General features: G+C 67.4%; 25 protein-coding genes and 1 pseudogene. 23 read left to right on the forward strand and 3 right to left on the reverse strand.

Annotated elements, in window-relative coordinates; all coding sequences use genetic code 11:
- The first annotated feature begins 69 nt into the window (after window positions 1-69).
- From OHB00_RS30665 to OHB00_RS30685, 5 genes and pseudogenes are all read left to right on the forward strand, one after another.
- The gene (locus tag OHB00_RS30665; RefSeq protein ID WP_406446059.1) at window positions 70-717 is read left to right on the forward strand and encodes a hypothetical protein; all 648 of its coding nucleotides are present in this window, start codon (window positions 70-72) and stop codon (window positions 715-717) included.
- Window positions 718-721: 4 nt separating this feature from the next.
- Window positions 722-1,180: a hypothetical protein gene (locus tag OHB00_RS30670; RefSeq protein ID WP_406439489.1), complete on the forward strand. Its 459-nt coding sequence runs from the start codon at window positions 722-724 to the stop codon at window positions 1,178-1,180.
- Window positions 1,181-1,210: 30 nt separating this feature from the next.
- On the forward strand, window positions 1,211-1,423 hold the full coding sequence (locus OHB00_RS30675) for a bacteriocin immunity protein (protein ID WP_406439491.1): 213 nt from the start codon (window positions 1,211-1,213) through the stop codon (window positions 1,421-1,423).
- A 98-nt stretch (window positions 1,424-1,521) separates the two neighbouring features.
- Window positions 1,522-2,313 (forward strand): annotated as a pseudogene (locus OHB00_RS30680) (putative T7SS-secreted protein); the annotation flags it as partial.
- Window positions 2,314-2,476: 163 nt separating this feature from the next.
- Window positions 2,477-2,995, forward strand: a complete 519-nt coding sequence (locus OHB00_RS30685) for a hypothetical protein (protein ID WP_294010582.1) — start codon at window positions 2,477-2,479, stop codon at window positions 2,993-2,995.
- Window positions 2,996-3,028: 33 nt separating this feature from the next.
- Here the strand turns inward: OHB00_RS30685 and OHB00_RS30690 are convergent, their stop codons facing one another.
- The 3 genes from OHB00_RS30690 to OHB00_RS30700 form a co-directional block, all read right to left on the reverse strand.
- The gene (locus OHB00_RS30690) at window positions 3,029-3,985 is read right to left on the reverse strand and encodes a helix-turn-helix domain-containing protein (protein ID WP_406439493.1); all 957 of its coding nucleotides are present in this window, start codon (window positions 3,983-3,985) and stop codon (window positions 3,029-3,031) included.
- 233 nt (window positions 3,986-4,218) lie between these two features.
- Window positions 4,219-4,698, reverse strand: a complete 480-nt coding sequence (locus OHB00_RS30695) for an ATP-binding protein (protein WP_406439495.1) — start codon at window positions 4,696-4,698, stop codon at window positions 4,219-4,221.
- Window positions 4,699-4,703: 5 nt separating this feature from the next.
- Window positions 4,704-6,038: an ATP-binding protein gene (locus OHB00_RS30700; protein WP_406439496.1), complete on the reverse strand. Its 1,335-nt coding sequence runs from the start codon at window positions 6,036-6,038 to the stop codon at window positions 4,704-4,706.
- Between the two features lie 550 nt (window positions 6,039-6,588).
- Between OHB00_RS30700 and rpsJ the strand changes: the two genes are divergently transcribed.
- The 18 genes from rpsJ to rplR all read left to right on the forward strand — a co-directional run bounded on the left by rpsJ (window position 6,589) and on the right by rplR (window position 15,094).
- Window positions 6,589-6,897 carry a 30S ribosomal protein S10 gene (gene rpsJ / locus OHB00_RS30705; protein ID WP_003948644.1) on the forward strand — a complete coding sequence of 103 codons (309 nt, stop codon included), beginning with the start codon at window positions 6,589-6,591 and terminating at the stop codon, window positions 6,895-6,897.
- Between the two features lie 17 nt (window positions 6,898-6,914).
- Entirely contained in the window at window positions 6,915-7,559 is a 645-nt protein-coding gene (rplC, locus tag OHB00_RS30710; RefSeq protein WP_046732368.1) for a 50S ribosomal protein L3, read from the forward strand.
- Between the two features lie 7 nt (window positions 7,560-7,566).
- The gene (gene rplD, locus OHB00_RS30715) at window positions 7,567-8,223 is read left to right on the forward strand and encodes a 50S ribosomal protein L4 (protein WP_406439498.1); all 657 of its coding nucleotides are present in this window, start codon (window positions 7,567-7,569) and stop codon (window positions 8,221-8,223) included.
- Window positions 8,223-8,642, forward strand: a complete 420-nt coding sequence (rplW, locus tag OHB00_RS30720) for a 50S ribosomal protein L23 (RefSeq protein ID WP_132890198.1) — start codon at window positions 8,223-8,225, stop codon at window positions 8,640-8,642. Before rplD ends, rplW begins: the two co-directional genes overlap by 1 nt.
- A gap of 38 nt (window positions 8,643-8,680) precedes the next feature.
- Complete coding sequence (gene rplB / locus OHB00_RS30725; protein ID WP_093499642.1) at window positions 8,681-9,517, forward strand: 50S ribosomal protein L2; 837 nt, start codon at window positions 8,681-8,683, stop codon at window positions 9,515-9,517.
- Window positions 9,518-9,529: 12 nt separating this feature from the next.
- Complete coding sequence (gene rpsS, locus OHB00_RS30730; protein ID WP_003992359.1) at window positions 9,530-9,811, forward strand: 30S ribosomal protein S19; 282 nt, start codon at window positions 9,530-9,532, stop codon at window positions 9,809-9,811.
- A gap of 44 nt (window positions 9,812-9,855) precedes the next feature.
- On the forward strand, window positions 9,856-10,203 hold the full coding sequence (rplV, locus tag OHB00_RS30735; protein WP_003974262.1) for a 50S ribosomal protein L22: 348 nt from the start codon (window positions 9,856-9,858) through the stop codon (window positions 10,201-10,203).
- Window positions 10,203-11,030, forward strand: a complete 828-nt coding sequence (gene rpsC, locus OHB00_RS30740; protein ID WP_383712988.1) for a 30S ribosomal protein S3 — start codon at window positions 10,203-10,205, stop codon at window positions 11,028-11,030. Before rplV ends, rpsC begins: the two co-directional genes overlap by 1 nt.
- A 5-nt stretch (window positions 11,031-11,035) precedes the next feature.
- Window positions 11,036-11,455 carry a 50S ribosomal protein L16 gene (rplP, locus tag OHB00_RS30745; RefSeq protein ID WP_046732372.1) on the forward strand — a complete coding sequence of 140 codons (420 nt, stop codon included), beginning with the start codon at window positions 11,036-11,038 and terminating at the stop codon, window positions 11,453-11,455.
- Window positions 11,455-11,679 (forward strand): 50S ribosomal protein L29, encoded by a 225-nt coding sequence (rpmC, locus tag OHB00_RS30750; protein ID WP_030174543.1) that lies wholly within the window; start codon window positions 11,455-11,457, stop codon window positions 11,677-11,679. The genes rplP and rpmC overlap by 1 nt, the downstream gene beginning before the upstream one ends.
- The gene (gene rpsQ / locus OHB00_RS30755; RefSeq protein ID WP_181801298.1) at window positions 11,679-11,963 is read left to right on the forward strand and encodes a 30S ribosomal protein S17; all 285 of its coding nucleotides are present in this window, start codon (window positions 11,679-11,681) and stop codon (window positions 11,961-11,963) included. The genes rpmC and rpsQ overlap by 1 nt, the downstream gene beginning before the upstream one ends.
- Before the next feature lie 100 nt (window positions 11,964-12,063).
- Window positions 12,064-12,432 (forward strand): 50S ribosomal protein L14, encoded by a 369-nt coding sequence (gene rplN / locus OHB00_RS30760; protein ID WP_003998823.1) that lies wholly within the window; start codon window positions 12,064-12,066, stop codon window positions 12,430-12,432.
- Between the two features lie 2 nt (window positions 12,433-12,434).
- Window positions 12,435-12,758: a 50S ribosomal protein L24 gene (gene rplX / locus OHB00_RS30765; RefSeq protein WP_030967306.1), complete on the forward strand. Its 324-nt coding sequence runs from the start codon at window positions 12,435-12,437 to the stop codon at window positions 12,756-12,758.
- Window positions 12,758-13,315, forward strand: a complete 558-nt coding sequence (rplE, locus tag OHB00_RS30770) for a 50S ribosomal protein L5 (RefSeq protein WP_116148543.1) — start codon at window positions 12,758-12,760, stop codon at window positions 13,313-13,315. Before rplX ends, rplE begins: the two co-directional genes overlap by 1 nt.
- A gap of 5 nt (window positions 13,316-13,320) precedes the next feature.
- The gene (locus OHB00_RS30775; RefSeq protein ID WP_003948630.1) at window positions 13,321-13,506 is read left to right on the forward strand and encodes a type Z 30S ribosomal protein S14; all 186 of its coding nucleotides are present in this window, start codon (window positions 13,321-13,323) and stop codon (window positions 13,504-13,506) included.
- A gap of 238 nt (window positions 13,507-13,744) precedes the next feature.
- Entirely contained in the window at window positions 13,745-14,143 is a 399-nt protein-coding gene (rpsH, locus tag OHB00_RS30780; protein WP_030420829.1) for a 30S ribosomal protein S8, read from the forward strand.
- Window positions 14,144-14,167: 24 nt separating this feature from the next.
- Window positions 14,168-14,707: a 50S ribosomal protein L6 gene (gene rplF, locus OHB00_RS30785; RefSeq protein WP_046732374.1), complete on the forward strand. Its 540-nt coding sequence runs from the start codon at window positions 14,168-14,170 to the stop codon at window positions 14,705-14,707.
- Window positions 14,708-14,710: 3 nt separating this feature from the next.
- On the forward strand, window positions 14,711-15,094 hold the full coding sequence (gene rplR, locus OHB00_RS30790; protein ID WP_046732375.1) for a 50S ribosomal protein L18: 384 nt from the start codon (window positions 14,711-14,713) through the stop codon (window positions 15,092-15,094).
- The last annotated feature ends 29 nt before the right edge of the window (window positions 15,095-15,123 follow it).

The raw sequence follows: 15,123 nt of genomic DNA on the forward strand, positions 1-15,123 counted from the left end.
CCCGTTCGCGCGTCTCGTAGTCTGGGCCGCACCGTATATCAGATCATCGGGGGAGGGGTGGCGTACAGCATGGCGCGCTACATGGAGACGCTCACCATCGAGCGCGGCGGTTTCCGGATCAAGGTGCCGGAGTCGTGGTGGGAGTTCGACGTGCGGCCGGAGTCGCGGGACGACTCGATCCGGCGGATGGTGAACGAACGCGTCGCCCAGTACCCGGAGCTGGCGCAGTACCGGGACACGTACGTCGGCTTCCTGCGCAAGTCCGCGGCGGACGCCTGGAAGTCGGGCGCGATGTACTGCGGCTGCATGGCGGAGAGCTTCGGCGGGGACACCCCGATCACCGGCTCGGTCACGGTGTCGCTGGTCGGCGGCCGTACCCGAGAGGGCGCGCCCCTCTCCAACGACCCGGCCGCCATCGCCGCCCAGCTCGCCCCGAAGGAGGCCCACCGGGAGGGCGACTCCTGGCGCAAGGTGACGACCGTCGACATCCCCGGCGTCGGCTCCGCCGCCCGCACCTACGGCATCGAGGACATCCCGATCCCCGAGGACAGCCTCAACCGCACGATCCGCGCGGTCCTGATGCAGACCTTCATCCCGGTCCCCGGCCAGGAGGGCAAGGTCGCCCTGGTGGCCGGCAGCAGCCAGGTCCTCGACCTCGCCGACTCCTTCTTCGACATCTTCGACGCGATCACGTCGACGTTCCGGTTCGCGGACTGACCCTTTGCGCTCGGAGACCGGTGAGGGTTTGCTGGGGCTCGCCGACCCCGCGGAGTGGGACGCCGCGTTCGAGCGCGGCGAGGATCATCTCGGTACGGCGGTGATCGGGCCGGCTCTCAACTGCCCGTTGGAGGAGGCGTCCCCCCGGATCGTGAGGGCGATGGAACTCCCGGACCAGGGGGAGCGGGGGTACGCCTGCACCGCGGCGGGCACCGCGGCTCGCCTCAACGGCCGGCTGACCGCGGAGCTGTTCGCGGCCCTGCGGGCCGAAGGCCTCGGCGGTGTCGCGGAGCACCCGATCAGGGACACGCTCACCTTCGTGCCGTACCGGGACCTGCCGCCCTGGTTCAAGCGTCGGTGGGTGTACGCGACCGTGCGCGGCACGCTGGAGTGCTGGTGGCTGCGGTGCACGGACGCGGTCGAGGCCGGTCGGCGGATCCTGTGTGGACGCCGCCTTCGCTGAACAATTCGGCTGAGCCGAGAGGATGCTTACGTGCCTTCGAAAACCCGTGACGAACTCATTCGGCTGGTCCAGCAGATCATGGACGCGCGCCTCCCCGAGCGGGGACATGACGCTCTGCTGGAGGGGCTGAAGCAGAGTGTCCTGCATCCCCGGGTAAGCGATTTGATCTACTACTCGGACCCGGAACTCACGGCCGAGGAAGTGGTGGACCAGGCTCTGGCCTACCGCCCGATCGCGTTGTGAGCCTGACCCGTTGGGCTTCACCTCGAACGGCCGTTCCTAGTAAGTTCGCGTGTGCACAGGTGTGTTGACGGGGCGTACGCGACGGGGGTTGCGGGGACATGGCGGGCTATCGACCGGCGGACTGGCATCCACTCGACCTCGACCAGGACCCCACCCCCGGTGACCCGCAACGGGTCCGCACCCTCGCTCAGCAGCTGCACACCTTCGCCGACGACGTCTCCGACGCGCTGCGTCTGGTCAAGGGCATGGCCGGTGAGGACACCCTCCTGCAGTGGGCGGGCAAGTCGGCGGAGGTGTTCAAGGAACAGTTCAAGGACGTTCCGAAGAACCTGAAGAAGCTGAAGAAGTCGTACGAGATGTGCGGCGACGCCCTCGTGGACTACTGGCCGAAGCTGGAGCGGGCGCAGGCGCTGGCGGACAAGGCCCTGGCCAAGGCGAAGGAAGCGCAGTCGGACCTGTCCTCCGCCAAGTCCCGTCTGTCCTCGGCCGATTCTTGGGTCACGCGGGCGACGAAGGAGTCCGACAAGTACAAGGACGACCCCACCGGCAGCAAATCGGACGCCGACAAGCCCGACGAGGGGAAGGTCCGGGCCGCCACCCGGGACGTGCAGAGCGCGAAGTCCGCGCACACCCAGGCGCAGTCGGACGTCACGACCGCCCAGAACGCCCTCGACGCCGCGAAGAAGATGGCCGAGGACGCCCGCAAGATGCGGGACGACGCGGCGGGTGAGGCGAAGCGGAAGATCGACGAGGCCTCCGATGCCGGTATTCCGAACCGGCACTGGTGGCAGGACGTCGGGCACTGGTTCGAGGACAACTGGGACACCATCGTCACGGTCTGCAAGGTCGTCGTCGCGGTCGTCGGGATCATCGCGATGATCATCGGCGGGCGGACCGAGGTGCCTTCTAGATATGGGGCGAGTGACTTTGGCAGAGCGAGCATTCCCGGTGCCGGAGAGTGTGCTCGCTCGTGAGGTGTTCGGGCCGCTCGGCGGGGTCGTGGAGGTAGGTGCAGTGAACTCCACGGGTACCTGGGCTCTTTCGGATGCGTCGATGGCCGATTTCCTGGACCGCAGCGGCGATCGGGTGCAGGTCCTGCTCGAAGGTGTCAGAGCGGTCTGCGGATTCGGTGACGGGGCCATGGCCATCGCGGACGAACTGGGGTACTTCCGCGACCACGAGGTGTCCGCGGCGTCGCTGCTTCTGTGGTCGGCCGGTGTCACCGGGGTCCCGCAGCCGCTGGAGAGGCTGGAGGAGCCGGCCATGGTGCGGCGCATGTGCCGTATGGCCGCCGACCTGCAGCTCGTCAACCTTCTCCAGGCCCTGGTGAACGCGGCCCTCGCGGCCGGTACGGACACGGGCACCGGTGCGGGACGAATCGCCCGACTTCTCGGCATCGCCTCCGAGCTGGCGGACCCGACCGGTGCGGCTACGCCTGAGCTGGTCCACCGCATGTGGCGTGTCGGTCACCTCCCGGCCATCCTCCATCCCCAGTCCGGCGCGCCAGAGGCCGGGAAAGCGGGTTACCGGGCGTACGACCAGGAACTTGAGCAGTTGCTGGAGTCCGTCTGACGGACACGGCTCGGACAGCCGAGGCGCGAAGGCTCAGGCCGCTGTGTCGATGCCCAGACCGCCTGCGTCACGGCATTCACGACAGTAGGACCCGGGTGCGGGTGTGCGGATCGCGCGCTCGCAGCCCTCGCAGCTGTGGAGTGGGGGAGGGGCAGCGTGGCTCTGGCCCGATGACCGGGGGGTCGGTGCCTGTGGTGCCGAGGGTGGCAGGAACTCGGTGAGGCGGTGGGCCAGCAAGGCTGCTGGGTGACGAGGCCTGGGCGGGAGGTTCGCCGTGAGGGTGTGGCGTACGGCCTCGGTGGAAACGCCGCGTTCCAGCCAGGCGGCAACAGCGGGGGTGAGACAGCGGACGTCGCGTTCGGACAGGACGAGGCGGCGGTCGTCGTGGTGGAGCGTGGCGAGGAGGGTGGCGGCGGTGCGGTGGCGTTCCAGGTCGGGGGTTTGCGGTCCGGGGAGCGGGGGTTTGACCACGGCGACGTTCTCCGGGGTGGGCTCTGGGGCGGTTTCACGCTCGGCTCCGGGGGTGGCCCGCACTTCGGGTGGCTGCGGCGGGGGTGCGTCTTGCCGCGGAGCCGGGCGAGAGGGAGGGGGCTGGGGAGGCCGGTTGACACTCGCCTCGGCATGCGGTGCCCCGGTCGTCGCCAGGGGCTGGTTGTACGACACCGTGTGCGTGACGAAGCGGCCGTTGGGCAGCTGCTTGCGGACTTGTGCCAGGTAGCCGTGGGCCTTGAGCTCGCGCAGGGCGGCGGCGATACGGGTCTCGCCCTCGGTGAAGCGGTCGGCGAGGGTCTTGATGTCGACGGGGGCCTGCTCGGGCAGCGACTGGATGTGGACGGCGAGGCCGATCGCGGTGAGGGAGAGCTTCCGGTGCTGGGCGAGGTGGTTGCCGACGACCGTGAAGCGGGTGGTGTGCGGGGTGTTGATGTGGGTGACGCCACGGGGATTGAGCGGCCGGGCGAAGGCGGGCGCGCTACAGTGCTGGGTATCCATCGGGAAGCTCCAGACTTCCTCGGTGGTCAGGCCCTCGCACTGGGATTGCCGTCCCGGCGGGGGCCGTCGCATGTCTGCGGTGGTGTGGTTTGCGGTGAGCATATGGCAGCGAACCGGGCTGAAATCCAGTCGAGTTGAGGATCACCACTCTTCCGGGTGACCAGGGTTGCTGTGGGGGATCGGTGGGGTGGGGTTGGGTCGGTATTTCCCCCCGGGTCATGGAAAAGCTTTGATCACGCGCCGGGCCGGGCGGTGGGGCACCGGGACGTGACGGACCGCGATCCGGTGGGGCGGACCCCGACTTCGGCCCAGACGGTCTTGCGCGGAGCCGGGCCGTGGGCCACGCCCCAGCGGTCGGCGAGCGCGTCCACGAGGAGGAGGCCGCGGCCGGACTCGCCGTCCGGGGCGGTCTCTCGGGCGTACGGCAGCCGGTCCCCGCGTGTGTCGGTGACTTCGACGCGGAGCGTGTCACCGATGACGTAGAGGGTGAGACGGAAGTCGCGGCCGGGGACGCGGCCGTGCGTGACGGCGTTGGCGGCGAGTTCGGCCACGAGGTGGTCCGCCGGATGCGTGGGCAGTCCCCAGTCGCGCAGTTGCTCGTTGGCGAGGAGACGGGCGAGGCGGGCGCCGCACGGGGTGGAGGACAGCGGCACGCTGAAGTTGCGGACGGGGCTGTTGAGTTGTACTTCGGAGGTGGCGGTTTCCTGATTCACGTCACTCAGCGTGGCGGGTTGCGCTTACCTTGGTGAGCGACGAGGCCGTTGCGTACGGTGACTGTCCAGGGCTTGTCCGGTCGTGTCCGGGCCTGTCGGAGCGGGCCTCGCGGGCAGGGAGTGCGGTCGAGGAGTCGGTTGAGCTGCTCCCGTTCCTGCTTGGAGAGGCTGAACAGTTCCTCGGCGATGCGCAGCACGTCCGAGGGCTCGTGCGCGAGCACGGACCGGAGAAAGGCGAAGGTGGTCCTGCGGGTACCGGTGGATTTGGGAAGGTGCCGGAAGACGGTCGTGGCCACCGCGTCGAACGTCTCGCGTTCGGTGCGTTCGAGTGCGTCGGCAGGCTGCCCCGTGTAGGGGTAGATGCCTTCCCGTCGCCATTGGGCTACCTGCTCCCGCCGACGCTCGTCCACCCGGGCCCGGAAGTGGACCTTGAGCTGTTCACGTGCGGCTGCGAGCACCTCGGCGTGAGGTCCGTTCGACGCCCAGTCGGTGAAGGCGAGCTCCTCGGCGTCGACGTCATCGAACCCGGCCCAGGTCAGATGGGCGGTGAACTCGAAGGCGGGAGCCTGGATCCCTGGCTTGAGGTGAGCCCGGGACATGCCCTGGCCGTCGCACAGGAACAGTGCCCGAGTGACGGGCCTGCGCCATTCCACGATCTTCAGGCGCGCGGGCTCGCCGTTCCAGTCCGAAGGCGACGGCAGGACGTAGTCACGGACGTGGATCTGCTCTGCGGCCGGGTCGAGGTTCTGGCCGTCGTATTCGATGCGGACGTCCGGATACTTCTCCAGGTACGTGGCGAAAGCCGTGGTGAGTGACGATCTGGCCCGCTCGTCGGCCAGCAGGTCCAGCTGTTCGTCACCGCCGAATGCTTCGAACAGCGTGCCAGTGGGATCGTCGGTGGGTTCCGGGTCGCCGATGTCGAACTCGTCCATGGAACGCCGGTCCGCCTCTATCACCAGCTGCTGCCGGCCTCCCAGGGCGTCGCTGACGCTGGTCCAGCGCACCCGGGGGCCGAGGGCGAAGGCGCGTACCCGCCCGCGTCCGTTCTTCCCGTGCAGCGCGCGCTTCTTCACCGGGCTTCCCTGCGCGCGCTTCTTCCAGGAGGCGCCGATGGGCCGGAAATACTCCTCGCAGTGCTCGGCCGACATCCCGCTGCCGTCGTCCTGGAGGCGAACCCTGTCCACGCCGCCCAGGTCGTTGCGCTCCAGCGTGACGGCCACGTGTGCGGCGTCGGCGTCGACGCTGTTCCAGATCAGCTCCTCGATCGCGCCGACGGGATCGCGGAGCCGAGCCAGCTCGGCGACGTGCTCCCGGCTTGTCCCCAGCCGCACCTTGACCATGACGTGGGACCTCCCGGCGTACGTGCCCTGATCAAGAGCGAAAATTAGCCTGTCCTGCGACAAGGCGAGTATGGAATCGCGGGGAATCACCCGGTCGGGACCGGCGGCGAGACGGCCACGGCCCGGGTGGGTGTTTGACCTGCGTCACTCCGGGGGTATGCTCCCCGGCCCGATTGGCCAGCCCCCCGGCCCGTATGGCAGACTGTCCGAGTTGCTCGGTCGAGTGTTGATGCTGTGCGCCTCCCGCCGGGAGGACCGGAAGCGAGTCCCACAGTACTCGTCGTCCTAACTGCCACTACGGCAGCACTGGGGCGGACGTACGGGAATCTTTCGGGAAGTGTGGTGCGGCACCGGCCAGGCGCCCGGTGGGCCTTCAGCCCCCGGCTTGCGGTTCCGGAAGGGCCGTGTGCATTCCCCGCAGGGATGTTCGAACAAGGGGCATCTGTGTCAGCGGGAGCGCGACACGCCCGACCGCGTGGGTCGGAGGAGAAGGCGGAACGGAACCGCCGGGTTCCAGAGCGTTGAACAGAGACAGGACTACTGAGTAGCCATGGCGGGACAGAAGATCCGCATCCGGCTCAAGGCCTACGACCACGAGGTCATCGACTCCTCGGCGAAGAAGATCGTCGAGACGGTGACCCGCACTGGTGCGTCGGTCGCGGGCCCGGTGCCGCTGCCCACTGAGAAGAACGTGTACTGCGTCATCAAGTCGCCGCACAAGTACAAGGACTCGCGCGAGCACTTCGAGATGCGCACCCACAAGCGCCTGATCGACATTCTCGACCCCACCCCCAAGACCGTTGACTCTCTGATGCGACTCGACCTCCCGGCCGGTGTCGACATCGAGATCAAGCTCTGAGGGTCGGTGAGCTGAGAATGGCTAAGCAGATCAAGGGCATCCTGGGCGAGAAGCTCGGCATGACGCAGGTGTGGGACGAGAACAACCGCGTTGTTCCGGTCACCGTCGTCAAGGCCGGCCCCAACGTCGTCACCCAGGTCCGTACCAACGACGTCGACGGCTACGAGTCGGTCCAGATCGCCTTCGGCGAGATCGACCCGCGCAAGGTGAACAAGCCCCTCAAGGGCCACTTCGCGAAGGCCGACGTCACCCCCCGTCGTCACCTCGTCGAGATCCGGACGGCTGACGCCGCCGAGTACACGCTCGGTCAGGAAGTCACCGCCGAGGTCTTCGAGGCCGGCGTGAAGGTCGACGTCACCGGCAAGAGCAAGGGCAAGGGCTTCGCCGGTGTCATGAAGCGTCACAACTTCAAGGGCCTCGGCGCCGGCCACGGCACCCAGCGCAAGCACCGCTCGCCCGGTTCCATCGGTGGCTGCGCCACCCCGGGCCGCGTGTTCAAGGGCCTCCGCATGGCGGGTCGCATGGGCAACGAGCGTGTCACCACCCAGAACCTGACCGTCCACGCCGTTGACGCGGAGAAGGGTCTGCTGCTCATCAAGGGCGCGGTTCCCGGTCCGAACGGCGGCCTCGTCCTGGTCCGCACCGCGGCCAAGGGGGCCTGAGGTACCGATGAGCACTGTTGACATCCTTTCGCCTGCCGGCGAGAAGACCGGAACCGTCGAGCTCCCCGCGGAGATCTTCGGCGTGGAGAAGGTCAGCATCCCGCTGATCCACCAGGTCGTCGTCGCGCAGAACGCGGCTGCCCGCCAGGGCACGCACAAGACGAAGACCCGTGGCGAGGTCCGTGGTGGTGGCAAGAAGCCTTACCGCCAGAAGGGCACCGGCCGCGCCCGTCAGGGCTCGACCCGCGCGCCGCAGTTCGCCGGCGGTGGCGTCGTCCACGGCCCGCAGCCGCGTGACTACTCGCAGCGCACCCCCAAGAAGATGAAGGCTGCCGCTCTGCGTCACGCCCTCACCGACCGGGCGCGTCACAACCGCATCCACGTCGTCTCCGGCGTGATCGAGGGCGAGACCCCCAGCACCAAGGCCGCTCGCACGCTGTTCGGCAAGATCTCGGAGCGCAAGAACCTGCTCCTGGTCGTCGACCGCGCCGACGAGGCCGCGTGGCTGTCCGCCCGCAACCTGCCCCAGGTCCACATCCTGGAGCCGGGCCAGCTGAACACGTACGACGTGATCGTCTCGGACGACGTGGTCTTCACCCAGACCGCCTTCGAGTCCTTCGTCGCCGGCCCGAAGGCCAACGACACCGAAGGGACCGAGGTCTGATGGCCATCCGTCACCCGAGCATCGCCTCGAAGGCCGCCAAGGCCGCCAAGGCCGCCCGCGTCGCGAAGGCGCGCCGCCACGAGGCCGAGGGCAAGAACACCGTCGAGACCCCGCTGAGCAAGTCGTACACGGACCCCCGTGACGTCCTGCTGAAGCCGGTCGTCTCGGAGAAGAGCTACGCGCTCCTCGACGAGAACAAGTACACGTTCATCGTTGCCCCGAACGCCAACAAGACCCAGATCAAGCAGGCCGTCCAGGCGGTCTTCTCGGTCACGGTCACCGGGGTCAACACGCTCAACCGCCAGGGCAAGCGCAAGCGCACGAAGACCGGTTTCGGTCAGCGTGCCGGCAGCAAGCGCGCGATCGTGACCCTTGCCGAGGGCGACCGTATCGACATCTTCGGCGGTCCGACCGCGTAAGCGGGTCGGATCGTCCGATATCGGACGAGGACTGAGAAATGGGAATCCGCAAGTACAAGCCGACTACGCCGGGCCGTCGTGGCGCCAGCGTCGCCGACTTCGTCGAGGTCACGCGGTCCACGCCGGAGAAGTCGCTGGTCCGCCCCCTGCACAGCAAGGGCGGCCGTAACAACGCCGGTCGTGTGACCGTTCGCCACCAGGGTGGCGGACACAAGCGCGCCTACCGCGTGATCGACTTCCGTCGTCACGACAAGGACGGCGTGCCGGCGAAGGTCGCGCACATCGAGTACGACCCCAACCGCACCGCGCGCATCGCGCTGCTGCACTACGCGGACGGCGAGAAGCGCTACATCCTCGCCCCGCGCAACCTGCAGCAGGGCGACACCGTGGAGAACGGTCCCGGGGCCGACATCAAGCCGGGCAACAACCTGGCCCTCCGTAACATCCCGGTCGGTACCACGGTCCACGCGATCGAGCTCCGTCCCGGCGGTGGCGCCAAGTTCGCCCGTTCCGCGGGTGCCTCGGTGCAGCTGCTCGCCCGTGAGGGCGCCATGGCGACCCTCCGTATGCCGTCCGGCGAGATCCGCATGGTGGACGCGCGCTGCCGCGCCACCGTCGGTGAGGTCGGCAACGCCGAGCAGTCGAACATCAACTGGGGCAAGGCCGGCCGCAAGCGGTGGCTGGGCGTTCGCCCGACCGTCCGTGGTGTCGTCATGAACCCGGTCGACCACCCGCACGGTGGTGGTGAGGGCCGGACGTCCGGTGGTCGTCACCCCGTCTCCCCGTGGGGCAAGAAGGAAGGTCGTACTCGTTCGCCCAAGAAGGCGTCGAACAAGTACATCGTCCGCCGCCGCAAGACGAACAAGAAGCGTTAAGGACTGGTTGAGATGCCTCGTAGCTTGAAGAAGGGGCCCTTCGTCGACGACCACCTGATCAAGAAGGTGGACGCCCAGAACGAAGCCGGCACCAAGAACGTCATCAAGACCTGGTCCCGCCGCTCGATGATCGTCCCGGCCATGCTGGGTCACACCCTCGCGGTGCACAACGGCAAGACCCACATCCCGGTGTTCGTCACCGAGTCGATGGTCGGCCACAAGCTCGGCGAGTTCTCGCCGACGCGCACCTTCCGGGGCCACGTCAAGGACGACCGGAAGTCGAAGCGCCGCTAGTAGCGGATCGCATTCAGACACGTAAGTAACTGAGAGGGACAACCATGGAAGCCAGGGCCCAGGCGCGGTACATCCGCGTTACGCCCATGAAGGCCCGCCGCGTGGTGGACCTTATCCGTGGCATGGACGCCACGGAGGCTCAGGCTGTTCTGCGATTCGCTCCGCAGGCAGCCTCCGTGCCCGTCGGCAAGGTGCTCGACAGCGCCATCGCCAACGCCGCGCACAACTACGACCACACCGACGCCGACAGCCTCTTCATCTCCGAGGCGTACGTCGACGAGGGCCCGACCCTGAAGCGGTTCCGGCCGCGTGCCCAGGGCCGTGCCTACCGGATCCGCAAGCGGACCAGCCACATCACCGTGGTCGTCAGCAGCAAGGAAGGAACCCGGTAATGGGCCAGAAGGTTAACCCGCATGGGTTCCGGCTCGGCATCACCACGGACTTCAAGTCCCGGTGGTACGCCGACAAGCTGTACAAGGACTACGTCAAGGAAGACGTCGCCATCCGTCGGATGATGACGTCCGGCATGGAGCGCGCCGGTATCTCGAAGGTGGAGATCGAGCGCACCCGTGACCGTGTGCGTGTGGACATCCACACCGCGCGTCCGGGCATCGTCATCGGCCGCCGTGGCGCCGAGGCCGACCGCATCCGCGGTGACCTCGAGAAGCTGACCGGCAAGCAGGTCCAGCTGAACATCCTTGAGGTCAAGAACCCGGAGACGGACGCTCAGCTGGTTGCTCAGGCCGTCGCCGAGCAGCTCTCCTCCCGCGTCTCCTTCCGCCGTGCCATGCGCAAGAGCATGCAGTCGGCGATGAAGGCCGGCGCCAAGGGCATCAAGATCCAGTGCGGCGGCCGCCTCGGCGGCGCCGAGATGTCCCGCTCGGAGTTCTACCGCGAGGGCCGCGTGCCCCTGCACACGCTCCGCGCGAACGTGGACTACGGCTTCTTCGAGGCCAAGACGACCTTCGGCCGCATCGGTGTGAAGGTCTGGATCTACAAGGGCGACGTCAAGAACATCGCCGAGGTCCGCGCCGAGAACGCCGCAGCCCGTGCCGGCAACCGCCCGGCCCGTGGTGGCGGCGCTGCCGACCGCCCGGCCCGTGGTGGCCGCGGTGGCGAGCGGCGCGGTCGCAAGCCGCAGCAGGCTGCCGGCGCCGAGGCCCCCAAGGCCGAGGCCCCCGCCGCCGCTCCGGCTGAGAGCACCGGAACGGAGGCCTGACCGACATGCTGATCCCCCGTAGGGTCAAGCACCGCAAGCAGCACCACCCGAAGCGCGACGGCGCTGCCAAGGGCGGTACCCAGGTTGCGTTCGGCGAGTACGGCATCCAGGCGCTCACCCCGGCGTATGTGACGAACCGTCAGATCGAGGCCGCTCGTATCGCCATGACGCGTCACATCAAGCGTGGTGGCAAGGTCTGGATCAACATCTACCCGGACCGTCCGCTCACCAAGAAGCCCGCCGAGACCCGCATGGGTTCCGGTAAGGGTTCTCCGGAGTGGTGGATCGCCAACGTCAAGCCCGGACGCGTGATGTTCGAGCTGTCGTACCCCAACGAGAAGATTGCGCGTGAGGCCCTCACTCGCGCAGCCCACAAGCTGCCGATGAAGTGCCGGATCGTCAAGCGCGAGGCAGGTGAAGCGTGATGTCGGCCGGTACCAAGGCGTCCGAGCTGCGCGAGCTGGGCAACGAGGAGCTGCTGGGCAAGCTCCGCGAGGCCAAGGAAGAGCTGTTCAACCTCCGCTTCCAGGCGGCCACGGGTCAGCTCGAAAACCACGGTCGGCTCAAGGCCGTCCGTAAGGACATCGCGCGGATCTACACCCTGATGCGCGAGCGTGAGCTGGGCATCGAAACGGTGGAGAGCGCCTGATGAGCGAGAGCAATGTGAACGAGAACACCGAGGCGCGCGGTTTCCGCAAGACCCGTGAGGGTCTCGTCGTCAGCGACAAGATGGACAAGACCGTCGTCGTCGCCGTCGAGGACCGCGTCAAGCACGCGCTGTACGGCAAGGTCATCCGCCGTACGAACAAGCTGAAGGCGCACGACGAGCAGAACGCCGCGGGCGTCGGCGACCGTGTCCTCCTCATGGAGACCCGGCCGCTGTCCGCGACGAAGCGCTGGCGCGTCGTCGAGATCCTCGAAAAGGCCAAGTAAGTCTCCTGCGGGGCATCCCTCGCAGGACAGTTCCGCCAGGCTCCGGGAGCCGCTTCGCTGAGCGGCTCCCGGGGAACCGGCAGACACACAGGAGATAGACGTGATCCAGCAGGAGTCGCGACTGCGCGTCGCCGACAACACTGGTGCGAAGGAGATCCTTTGCATCCGTGTGCTCGGTGGCTCCGGTCGCCGCTACGCGGGCATCGGTGACGTCATCGTCGCCACGGTCAAGGACGCGATCCCCGGCGGCAACGTGAAGAAGGGTGACGTCGTCAAGGCGGTCATCGTTCGCACCGTCAAGGAGCGCCGCCGTCCGGACGGCTCGTACATCCGCTTCGACGAGAACGCCGCTGTCATTCTGAAGAACGACGGCGACCCTCGCGGCACCCGCATCTTCGGCCCGGTCGGCCGGGAGCTGCGCGAGAAGAAGTTCATGAAGATCATCTCGCTCGCGCCGGAGGTGCTGTAAGCATGAAGATCAAGAAGGGCGACCTGGTCCAGGTCATCACCGGTAAGGACAAGGGCAAGCAGGGCAAGGTCATCGCGGCCTACCCCCGCGAGGACCGCGTCCTGGTCGAGGGTGTCAACCGGGTCAAGAAGCACACCAAGGCCGGCCCGACCGCTCGCGGTTCGCAGGCCGGCGGCATCGTCACGACCGAGGCGCCGGTCCACGTCTCCAACGTCCAGCTGGTCGTTGAGAAGGACGGCAACAAGGTCGTCACGCGTGTCGGTTACCGCTTCGACGACGAAGGCAACAAGATCCGCGTTGCCAAGCGGACGGGTGAGGACATCTGATGGCTACCACCACCACTCCGCGTCTGAAGCAGAAGTACCGCGAGGAGATCGCGGGCAAGATGCGTGACGAGTTCAAGTACGAGAACGTCATGCAGATTCCCGGCCTCGTCAAGATCGTGGTCAACATGGGTGTCGGCGACGCCGCCCGTGACTCCAAGCTGATCGAGGGCGCCATCCGCGACCTCACCACGATCACCGGTCAGAAGCCGCAGGTCACCAAGGCCCGCAAGTCCATCGCGCAGTTCAAGCTGCGTGAGGGCCAGCCGATCGGTGCCCACGTCACGCTCCGTGGCGACCGCATGTGGGAGTTCCTGGACCGCACCCTGTCGCTCGCGCTGCCGCGCATCCGCGACTTCCGTGGTCTGTCCCCCAAGCAGTTCGACGGCCGTGGCAACTACACCTTCGGTCTCACGGAGCAGGTCATGTTCCACGAGATCGACCAGGACAAGATCGACCGTACCCGGGGCATGGACATCACCGTGGTCACCACGGCGACCAACGACGCTGAGGGCCGCGCGCTCCTTCGTCACCTCGGCTTCCCGTTCAAGGAGGCGTGAGCGAGATGGCGAAGAAGGCTCTGATTGCCAAGGCTGCTCGCAAGCCCAAGTTCGGGGTGCGTGGCTACACGCGCTGCCAGCGCTGCGGCCGTCCGCACTCCGTGTACCGCAAGTTCGGCCTGTGCCGCGTCTGCCTTCGTGAGATGGCTCACCGTGGCGAGCTGCCGGGCGTGACCAAGAGCTCCTGGTAATCCTGCCTTTTAGGGATTCCCGAAGCTCTCGGTAAGCAATGGGCGTGTCAGGCGCCCACCTCTTCATGGCTTAGGCTTGGAGGGTTGGGCGCCTGATGGTCGCCCGTACGCCCGCGGGCAGGCCCGCAAATGTTTGCTTACTACGCCGTAGGTCCACCGCACCGCACCCGCCTCGTCTCGGATCGAGGAGAGGGATGGGCACCTGGAAACCCCGGCGAGAGAGGCCGAAGGCCAATTCATGACCATGACTGATCCGATCGCAGACATGCTTACGCGTCTGCGGAACGCGAACTCGGCATACCACGACTCCGTGACGATGCCGGCGTCCAAGATCAAGTCTCACATCGCGGAGATCCTCCAGCAGGAGGGCTTCATCACGGGCTGGAAGGTCGAGGACGCCGAGGTCGGCAAGAACCTCGTCCTGGACCTGAAGTTCGGTCCCAACCGTGAGCGCTCCATCGCGGGCATCAAGCGGATCTCCAAGCCCGGTCTCCGGGTGTACGCGAAGTCCACCAACCTGCCGAAGGTGCTCGGCGGCCTGGGCGTGGCGATCATCTCCACGTCGCACGGGCTCCTCACCGACAAGCAGGCCGGCAAGAAGGGCGTGGGTGGGGAAGTCCTCGCCTACGTCTGGTAGCAGAAGGGAACGGAGGAAACAGCTATGTCGCGCATCGGCAAGCTCCCCATCGCGGTTCCCGCCGGCGTGGACGTCACCATCGACGGCCGCACGGTGAAGGTCAAGGGCCCCAAGGGCGAGCTGACCCACACCGTCGTGGCACCGATCGACATCGCCAAGGGCGAGGACGGCACTCTCGCGGTGACCCGCCCCAACGACGAGCGTCAGAGCAAGGCCCTGCACGGCCTGTCCCGCACGCTGGTGGCGAACATGATCACCGGCGTGACCCAGGGTTACGTGAAGAAGCTCGAAATCAGCGGTGTCGGTTACCGCGTGACCGCCAAGGGCTCGAACCTCGAGTTCGCGCTCGGTTACAGCCACCCGATCCTGGTCGAGGCCCCCGAGGGCATCACCTTCAAGGTCGAGGCTCCGACCCGTTTCTCGGTCGAGGGCATCGACAAGCAGAAGGTCGGCGAGGTCGCGGCCAACATCCGCAAGCTGCGCAAGCCCGACCCGTACAAGGCCAAGGGCGTCAAGTACGAGGGCGAAGTCATCCGCCGCAAGGTCGGAAAGGCGGGTAAGTAAGCCATGGCATACGGGCAGAAGATCCTCAAGGGCGACGCTTACAAGCGCGCCGCGATCAAGCGCCGTCACATCCGGATCCGCAAGAACCTTTCCGGTACGGCGGAGCGTCCCCGTCTGGTCGTGACCCGCTCCAACCGCCACATCGTGGCGCAGGTGATCGACGACCTGAAGGGCCACACCCTGGCTTCCGCGTCCACTCTGGACGTGTCGGTCCGCGGTGGCGAGGGCGACAAGTCCGCGCAGGCCAAGCAGGTCGGCGCCCTGGTCGCCGAGCGTGCCAAGGCCGCCGGTGTCGAGGCCGTGGTGTTCGACCGTGGTGGCAACCAGTACGCCGGGCGCATCGCCGCCCTGGCGGACGCCGCCCGCGAAGCCGGGCTCAAGTTCTGAGCCGCTTGTAGCTAGCGGAAAGAGAGAGG

The organism is Streptomyces sp. NBC_00631, assembly GCF_045206895.1.
Lineage (GTDB): Bacteria > Actinomycetota > Actinomycetes > Streptomycetales > Streptomycetaceae > Streptomyces.